The sequence below is a fragment of the Grimontia marina genome (genome assembly GCF_900060185.1).
In the GTDB taxonomy this organism is placed as follows: domain Bacteria; phylum Pseudomonadota; class Gammaproteobacteria; order Enterobacterales; family Vibrionaceae; genus Enterovibrio; species Enterovibrio marinus.
In genome coordinates this window covers 119,703-127,827 of record NZ_FIZY01000011.1, presented here as the reverse complement: position 1 = coordinate 127,827, position 8,125 = coordinate 119,703, and the positions used below count along the sequence as shown (strand labels likewise).

General features: G+C 46.1%; 7 protein-coding genes. 3 read left to right on the top strand and 4 right to left on the bottom strand.

Annotated features, from left to right (window positions below; genetic code table 11):
• Positions 1 to 411 (bottom strand): transposase domain-containing protein (locus GMA8713_RS08165; protein WP_198159441.1); only part of this gene is annotated, 411 nt, incomplete at its 3' end.
• A gap of 292 nt (positions 412 to 703) precedes the next feature.
• On the opposite strand from GMA8713_RS08165, the gene GMA8713_RS08160 reads away from it, so the two are divergent.
• From GMA8713_RS08160 to GMA8713_RS08150, 3 genes are read left to right on the top strand one after another with little or no spacing between them, the layout of a single operon-like run.
• Positions 704 to 1,402, top strand: coding sequence for a cupin domain-containing protein (locus GMA8713_RS08160; protein WP_062707737.1), 699 nt, complete (start codon positions 704 to 706; stop codon positions 1,400 to 1,402).
• 60 nt (positions 1,403 to 1,462) lie between these two features.
• Complete coding sequence (locus GMA8713_RS08155) at positions 1,463 to 2,104, top strand: glutathione S-transferase family protein (RefSeq protein WP_062707732.1); 642 nt, start codon at positions 1,463 to 1,465, stop codon at positions 2,102 to 2,104.
• A gap of 12 nt (positions 2,105 to 2,116) precedes the next feature.
• Entirely contained in the window at positions 2,117 to 2,896 is a 780-nt protein-coding gene (locus GMA8713_RS08150; protein ID WP_062707729.1) for an MBL fold metallo-hydrolase, read from the top strand.
• Positions 2,897 to 2,933: 37 nt separating this feature from the next.
• Here the strand turns inward: GMA8713_RS08150 and GMA8713_RS08145 are convergent, their stop codons facing one another.
• The 3 genes from GMA8713_RS08145 to GMA8713_RS08135 form a co-directional block, all read right to left on the bottom strand.
• On the bottom strand, positions 2,934 to 3,899 hold the full coding sequence (locus tag GMA8713_RS08145; protein ID WP_062707726.1) for a LysR substrate-binding domain-containing protein: 966 nt from the start codon (positions 3,897 to 3,899) through the stop codon (positions 2,934 to 2,936).
• 1,514 nt (positions 3,900 to 5,413) lie between these two features.
• Positions 5,414 to 6,460 (bottom strand): IS91 family transposase, encoded by a 1,047-nt coding sequence (locus GMA8713_RS08140; RefSeq protein ID WP_062707723.1) that lies wholly within the window; start codon positions 6,458 to 6,460, stop codon positions 5,414 to 5,416.
• The gene (locus GMA8713_RS08135; protein WP_062707720.1) at positions 6,457 to 7,338 is read right to left on the bottom strand and encodes a tyrosine-type recombinase/integrase; all 882 of its coding nucleotides are present in this window, start codon (positions 7,336 to 7,338) and stop codon (positions 6,457 to 6,459) included. Before GMA8713_RS08135 ends, GMA8713_RS08140 begins: the two co-directional genes overlap by 4 nt.
• Positions 7,339 to 8,125 lie beyond the last annotated feature (787 nt).

The following is an 8,125-nucleotide window of genomic DNA, read 5'->3' as shown; positions in this document are numbered from 1 at the left end:
GAACTGAGTGCCGTCGACTGAAAGTAAACTTAGGCCAAACCATTTGTCATCGCTATCTTCCTGCTGGGTCCAATGGGCTGCTGTCAGTTTAAAAAGCGCTTCCAAAGGTTGGGCGGTGAGGCGCTTTCTCGCTTGAGGGATAGCACTTGGTGCAACAGAATCCCCTAAGTGGTTGGAAAGCTTGAGGTCTAATTTATCTAAAACTTCCGTGATGGGTTTATCCCGATACAAGCCAATACCGACAATCAACCAAACGACAAGTTCGGCGGGTAACTTACGCCGTCTCATACTGGCTTTGTTGGTCGAATCAAGGGCTTGCTCTATCCATTCGAGCGGGAGTTCTTTTTGGAAGAGGGCCATTGATTCGGGTGCAGCAAACGTATCGACATCAATCAGCCAGTGAGCCAACATAAAAAATACCCTCAGCAATTAGTGTACTGAGGGTATTGTTAACCATCTGTAGGATCGTTCAACTGATCAATGCCTTAACTGATCGGTGTTAGCCAATTGGCGGGTTTATTTATCATCTATTCCTTATCTTACTGCTCAATTCCTCACTAAATTATCTCTTATTTTCATAGTCATATATTGCTTTTGGCTCCACTGAACAAACAAAACTTTCCCACCCTACAAATTTTTGTGCCTCGTCTCTTTAGCAACCCCTCCTTAGACTGAATAAAAATCACGGACAAGGAGTGACAGCATGTCAACGGATACCAAAACAGCCAGTCAGGAATACATCGAATGGAATGTAGACCTTTCTGCCCCAATCTCAATCAAAGGTGGTTCACTACCTTTTTCAGACACCCCAATGGTCGGAGTAAAACGCATGATGTTTGAACGCCGCGGTGATGAAATAGCCCGTCGCGCAACGTCTTGTGTTCGCTATGCACCGGGAAGCTCATTCAAGCCACACAGCCACCCAGGCGGTGAAGAGTACATTGTATTGGAAGGCACTTTCTCTGACCAAAATGGTGACTTTACTAAAGGCTGGTACGTGCGTAATCCGGTTGGCTCAACTCACGCTCCTTTTACAAAAGAAGGTTGTGAGATCTTCGTGAAGCTTTCTCAAGTGCCTTCATCCGAATCAGATTACTTCTATCTCAATACCAATGAAGCTGATTGGACATCAGTGTCCGAGTTCCATAAAACACTGCCACTCTGGAGTTCAGACCTCGAAGAAACATCCTTAAATCAGCTAAAAGCAGGTTATCAATCCGCTGAAGAAACATTCAGCAATGTCGTTGAGTACTTCGTTCTCTCTGGCAGTGCAACCATCAATGGTACTCAGTATGAGCACCACTCTTGGATGCGTTTCCCAGCGAACACGCCTATCACGGTCGCTACCGATAGCGGAGCAGTGATTTACAGAAAAATCGGTGCAGGCGAAGTACGCGTTTAATCCATCTGCTCAACATATTCATAAAAAACAACAGCCGGAAAAACCGGATAAGGAAAAGTCATGTCTTCGGAAAACAAAATCGCATTATATGAAACTACTGGTTTCCCTAACCCTGCTCGTATCCGCGCAGCATTGGCTGAAAAAGGCGCTTTGAATCAGGTCGAGTTTATCGAGGTTGATGTCATGAACCTTGAGCATCGAACCGAAGCGTTTTACGCCATAAACCCATTGGGAACTGTACCGGTACTACGTACGCTGGAAGGCGAACATCTTTCTGAGTCTACCGCTATTACCGAATACATTGATGCTCTGTTTGATGGGCCAGCACTCACAGGTTCTACCCCACTTGAGCGTGGCATGATTCATATGATGCAACGCCGAGCCGAATCCATGGTAATGGATGCTGTTGGTACCTACTTCCACCATGCTACAGCGGGACTGGGCCCTGCGCTCGAAACTTATCAGTGCGGTGAGTGGGGCAACCATCAGAAGCAACGTGCACTGGCGGGTTTGTCTTACTTCAATCAACATCTGGCGGATCGTCTATACGTAGCTGCGGATGCCTTCTCAATGGCTGATATCACACTGTTTTACGGTCTGGCATTCGCGGAATTTGCAGGCATAGACATCCCTGCAGAGCTAACCAACCTGATCGGATGGCGACAAGCCATGTCAGAGCGGGCTTGTTTTTCTGCAAATTGACGGAGGTGCATCATGAATGTACAACCATTCTTTCATGCTGAGACCGGCTCTCTGACGTATGTGGTCTCTGACAGTGGCCTAGCCCTGATCATTGACCCGGTTCTTGACTATGACAATGGCGATATCTCTCACTCACATATCGACACTATACTTGAATACATCAAGAGAAAAGGTCTGGAACTGCGTTACGTGCTAGATACACATATTCATGCTGATCATCTTTCGGCATCGCAATATGTGAAGAAGGTCACCGGAGCAAAAACCGTCATTAGCCACCGCATAAAGGAAGTTTTTGCTCAATGGAAAAGCAAGTTCGGCTTGGAAAACTTGGCAAACTTTGATTTTCTGGTCAATGAAAACTCAAAAATTCACTTTGGTTCCACAGTTATCGAAGTGATTGAAACGCCGGGTCACACGCCAGCTTGCGTCACCTACAAAATCGACGACAACGTGTTTGTCGGTGACACGCTTTTCGCGCCGGACAAAGGGACATCAAGAGTGGATTTCCCGGGAGGTAGCGCAGAGGATTTGTACAACTCCATTCGAAAGCTTTATGAGCTGCCAAGTGGAACTAACGTTTACCTCTGCCATGATTATCCACCCCTTGGATCATCACCTACAATGTGCGTGAAGATGGACTGGCAAAAACGCAGGAATATAATGCTCAATCAAAATACCTCCATGGGAGAGTATGTTTTTGCAAGAAGCAAAAGGGATGAGTCGCTAAAGGAACCAAAACTATTGAATGTTTCGGTACCGTTTAACCTGACGTTTAAGCTACCAGAGACGTAACCACAAAAAAGGACCGTTTAAACGGTCCTTTTTTTGTTCACGTATCACTCACAGTGGACATTAACCAGTCTCTGAAGGGCCTAGATTTTCGATCGCTATCGCCCTCTTCATTTTTCCATACCAGATAATAGCAAAAACGAGAACGAAACTGGTATGAGTCACGGTTAAAAGGGATAATCAACTCGCCTGACTCCAATTCATCTTCAATCAGCCTGCTACGCCCTAAAGCAAGGCCATTTCCACGCCGAGCTAACTCCATAACACTGGAGAAGTCATTGATTTTGAGGCCGTGCAATTTCGCCGGTAGTGGCGCTCTAACATTGTCTGACCACTCCTGCCAAGAAGGGTATCCACTGTTTGCAGGCACTGAATAATCATGTAAAAGTGGGATCCCTTCCAGTCCCTCTGGTGGTGACCGTTCCAATCCATACTTTTTGGCAAATTCTGGCGAGCATACCGGAAAGATATCTTCAAACATTAAGTGCTGGGCGCATAATCCCTCCCATTGTCCTAAGCCGTATCTAACACCGATATCAATTCCCCTCTCTGAGTAGTCAACCAGAGCCACATCAGTTTCCACCTGAATGTCGCAATCTTCATTGTCTAACTGAAACGCATTGATGCGGGCGAGCAACCATTTCGAGGCAATGGAAGGACTCGCCGAAATCGTGATGGTATTTTCTTCTGGCTCGTCAAAGAGATTACTTAGACCACGTGTAATCAAATCAAACCCGCGGTGAATATCAGGAAACGCACGTACTGCTTCTTCTGTCAGTGTCAGCCTTGTTGAACCCGACGTTGCACGGTTAAACAATCTAATATCAAGCCAGTCTTCAAGTTGCCTGACTTGCTGGCCAACTGCCGCAGGTGTCACATTCAATTCCTGTGCAGCACCCGCAAAGCTTTGATGTCTCGCGGCAGCTTCAAACGCTCTTATACCATTAAGATATGCAATTCTATTGACTTTTCCTTTAAAAAACCTCTTTTTCGATGTATCCATCATCTAAACCTCAATTGTTCCCACAGCATTCCGCTTCTCAATAATTTAACACAAAAACGCACTCCATCCCTCTACATCAAGAGTCTCAACCAGGAAATACTATTTTTTCGAACACGATATACATACAGTTTAGTAACAAATAACTTGCTTTTTAAAAGCATCACTGCAAATCACTTATCCACAACTCAAATCAAAGATGAAGAAAAAGCACTGGCACTATCTTTCTTTCTTTCCACAAGGATATATTTATTCACACTTTTCAACATTTCATTCACGAAAAAGTCTCGGTTACAATACGCTTACCATTGTAAAAAACATGCTTAACACCAAAAACAAATTATAATATCGGTGATACATGATAATGAAGAATATATTACTAAAATTCGAACATATGCAGCAGTTACACTCGGCATCCTGATATGAGCTAAATGCAGACTATAAAGCCATTTTAACGAAACACAATCTTATATTTTTCACACTTAATTAATAAAAATTGACAAAAATACATATACAAGCTTTAGCTAAAATAGCTTATTCGACCACTACTTTTGTCTTTCCCCATAAAGAAAAACAAATTAAATCCTTTTAAATCAAAAATATAACCACATTATATTTATGGTAGATAATATTGATGACACTCTTTGCCGTACAAAAGTACAAATCTACTCATTCAAAAAACTAGTCCTTTTATAGTCCTAATTTAAAATTCAATTCATCGCCACCAAGAGCCGTCTCACATTAGAGATATTATTCTTTCACTCCCCCCCCCTTCACTCGTCATCAAATTTTGTTTGTCTGTTGCACAAAGCAAGCCTTAACACCGACAGTTTTTTGAAACATAAATTATGAAAGCACCCCCATCACTGTCGGACATCGAAATGACAAAGATCATCAAAAGGTCTGAGGAAAACAACACTATGATTGTACCCAAACGACCTGGAGATATCGGATTAAGCGAGATTGACTGACGTTGTGATCGCGGCTTTCCTGTGCAGGTGTTCACCTCCATCAAAAAGGAACAACAAATAGCACGGCGTCAGTCGACTCGCTCAAGGGGAGGCATTCATGTGCCCAGTTCTTTGTTAAATCCCACGGAAATAGAGTGACTATTCCTCGTGAAATTTGACTCGAATTGGATGCATTGATGAACTCTAAATACACGCATTTTTAGATTTTTTGGGGATAGAACAGATGAAGTGCATGTCGCGCATGGTAGCAACCAAATCTAAGAGGTAACGGTACAGCGGTTTAGGCAAAGATACTCTCTAACAAATAAGAATAAGTGTCGCGTAGCCGACACTTTATTTGGGTGTTGGACAAGCCCGTCCTTTATTAAGTAAATTGCTCGGATGAGTACAGAGAGGATGCCCGCCGGTCACTGATTGACAGGCGAGCGCCGCCGGGAAGTTATCGGGTATCGCATAACTTCAAGGGGTTACGTGACTGTGTATCTCTTTATATGTGTTTTCTCCTTTGTCTAAATGGTCGCCATTTTCCTTATTCTGTTCGCCTTTCGGCTATCTCGGTCGTGCCACGCCCACACAGACCAGACGCCGCTCGCCGCACGTAGGGCAACATCGCGTTGTGTGCACGTTGACGGGGACGTCAATCGGTAATGTCCGGTGCGCCATGTGAAGCAGCATCAGCTGGATCGCGTGCCGTTTTTGTTTGGCACTGCCATGCAGCAAGCCATAATCACGTACCCGTTGCAGCCCTTTGGGTAACACATGCTGCAGTATCAACATCAAAAAGTACGGGGTTGGCAAAGAGCGCGTCATCGACTGTTTTGTGTGGCTGTCGGTGTAGCGGAAGGTCACCTGATCATCGCTGATGTCGATAATATCTTTGTCTGGTAACACCCCCCGATACAGATACCGAGAGAGGTACTTGATGGCGGGTAATCCCTGTCCTACGGCGCGACAGTCCACGACCCATTGCGCGGGCAACGAGGGTGGCAAGGTCAAGGTGGGATGGGCGTTGATGGCGGCCAACAGCCGGGCGCGCCAGACCGATGCCAGTGGCGCGTGAGGGTAAAGGAACTGTTTATTGCCCTTATGCCACTGGCGGCGCGAGGGGTGATAAAACCCCGCAGGCACAATAGCATGCAGGTGCGGGTGCATATCCCGTCGTCGGTTGTGGGTGTGGAGCACCAGGGTAAAGCCACTGTCGCCGCCATGTTTACGCTGTGCAAAATCCTTGAGTACGGACGCCGCGACAGAGAACATCAACGCATACAAGGGCTTCGCCTGCGTACGGGCTAAGTGAAGCAATGGCGCAGGCAGGGTGAAGGTCACCATAAAATACGAGGTCGGCAACAGCTTAAGCGCCTGTCGTTGGAGCCATTGCACCGTGTGAGGGTGTTGGCACTGGGGGCAGTGGCGGTGTCCGCACGAGAGCAGTGTTCGCTCATCATACTGACAGCCCTGACATGCCCATTGCGCAGTCCCCAACGCGCCGGTTCGGCATCGGGTCATGGCAAAGATAGCCCGCCCGATATCTGGGGTAAGGTGTCGAGTTTCAAGGATTCCTGCCTGCTGTTGCAGCAGTTGGATAAAGGCACTCATGGTGCCTCCCACATAATGGTGAGGCCAGAGGCGAGTTGATTTACTGCCTGATGAAGCTGGGCGTGCTTCACGTCCGTGAGTTGGGTGTAGCGAGCCGTGGTGGTGAGACTGGCGTGACCGAGCAGGCGTTGCAGGGAGCGTAAATCCAAGCCTTGTTCGAGCAGATGGGTGGCATAACAATGGCGCAGGGAATGGGGGCTGATGGCCTTATGAATACCGACATCACGACAGACCTGCTTCATGGCTTTTTGCACGCCGCCGCGGTCCATCGGCCCCTCATTGCCGAGCCCGGGAAAAAGCAAGGTCGGATGGCGATGGGTGCACCAGTATTGGCGCAACACCGTGAGGGTAGTGTCGGGCAGCGGCACCAAGCGGTCTTTGCCGCCCTTGGCATTGCGGATATGCACTTGATGGTGGGCACTGTCGATATCCCCGACAGCGAGTTGCAGCCCTTCGCCCAGGCGCAACCCGAGACAATAAAGGGTATAGAAGAAGCGTTGGTAGCGGGTTTGTCGGGTGAAGGTGATAAGTAAGCCGACTTCGTTGGGGGTTAAGATATCCGGCAGGCGTTTGACCTGAGGGGGTTTGACGATATCGAGCCATTCCCACTGCTTATTGAGGGTATAGCGGTAGAAGAACTGCAGGCCATTACGGTCGAGCTTCACGGTGCTCCAGGAGTGGGATGCGATAAGGCGCACGAAGTAGGTTTTGAGCTGTTGCTGAGAGAGGTTGTCGGGGGGAGAATCGAAGAATGCGGCAATGCGCCGGACAGCGCGGGCATAGGCGTCAATGGTGGCGGGTCGCTTGCCTTGAAGGGTTAAATTGTTGAGGTGCTGTTGGTAAAGGGCATCGAAGTGCCGTTGTTGTTGCGGGTTCATGGTGTTTCTCCTGTTTGCTGCCGATGGGCAGGGTTGGGAGAAACGTAGGCGGTAAGAGGGCATTCTGCCGCGTAGCGGCTTCATTCAACAACGCACTTAAGAGCTTTTTTGTCTATGGTGTAAGTTCTTATAGGTATCAGTTCGTCAGACTCAGCGCTTCTTATTAAAAACTAGGCTATTTCCAATGTCTGGATTTCTCTCGATCAAGGCAGCCTAAAATCCGTTCAATCAATGATGACTATTCCTCGAATTAAACGCATTGATAACCTATTAATTTCACTCACCGAACCACATACCTTTAAATCCAAAAAGTCACAAAAAAACAAAAATCATACTATCTTAATACTAAGAGCTGGTACTTTAACCATTCTTATTTTTTTTAACTATATAGATCACACTCAGAGTAAACGTTCCACACTAGGGAAGTAACCATACCATTCATAATTGTTAACCTCAGAAGATAGCTTCACATCAGAGAAATAGCCCTACTATTTATATTGTCTAATATCAAAAGATAATCTTACACCCGATAAAACATACACTTAACAAACAAATAAATATGGAAAAGGTTAAAGTCATTTAATTTTAGAGATAAATAGATTAGCGATACCTTATTAATAAATGCTAATGAGTTTATTTTTAATTAAAAGTACCACTTTTGTGTGAGAGTCTATTTCGGCATAGTTTTTCTTTATTGTGGGGAAAGTTTTGGTTACTACACTAGAAATCCAATGAACAGGTTAGCTTCTAAATATAACACCACATCCGGTTTATATTAGAGACCGCA

Coding starts and splice junctions, on each gene's coding strand:
- GMA8713_RS08160 (WP_062707737.1), top strand. CDS start 704: ATGTCAACGGATACCAAAACAGCCAGTCAGGAATACATCGAATGGAAT.
- GMA8713_RS08155 (WP_062707732.1), top strand. CDS start 1,463: ATGTCTTCGGAAAACAAAATCGCATTATATGAAACTACTGGTTTCCCT.
- GMA8713_RS08150 (WP_062707729.1), top strand. CDS start 2,117: ATGAATGTACAACCATTCTTTCATGCTGAGACCGGCTCTCTGACGTAT.
- GMA8713_RS08145 (WP_062707726.1), bottom strand. CDS start 3,899: ATGATGGATACATCGAAAAAGAGGTTTTTTAAAGGAAAAGTCAATAGA.
- GMA8713_RS08140 (WP_062707723.1), bottom strand. CDS start 6,460: ATGAGTGCCTTTATCCAACTGCTGCAACAGCAGGCAGGAATCCTTGAA.
- GMA8713_RS08135 (WP_062707720.1), bottom strand. CDS start 7,338: ATGAACCCGCAACAACAACGGCACTTCGATGCCCTTTACCAACAGCAC.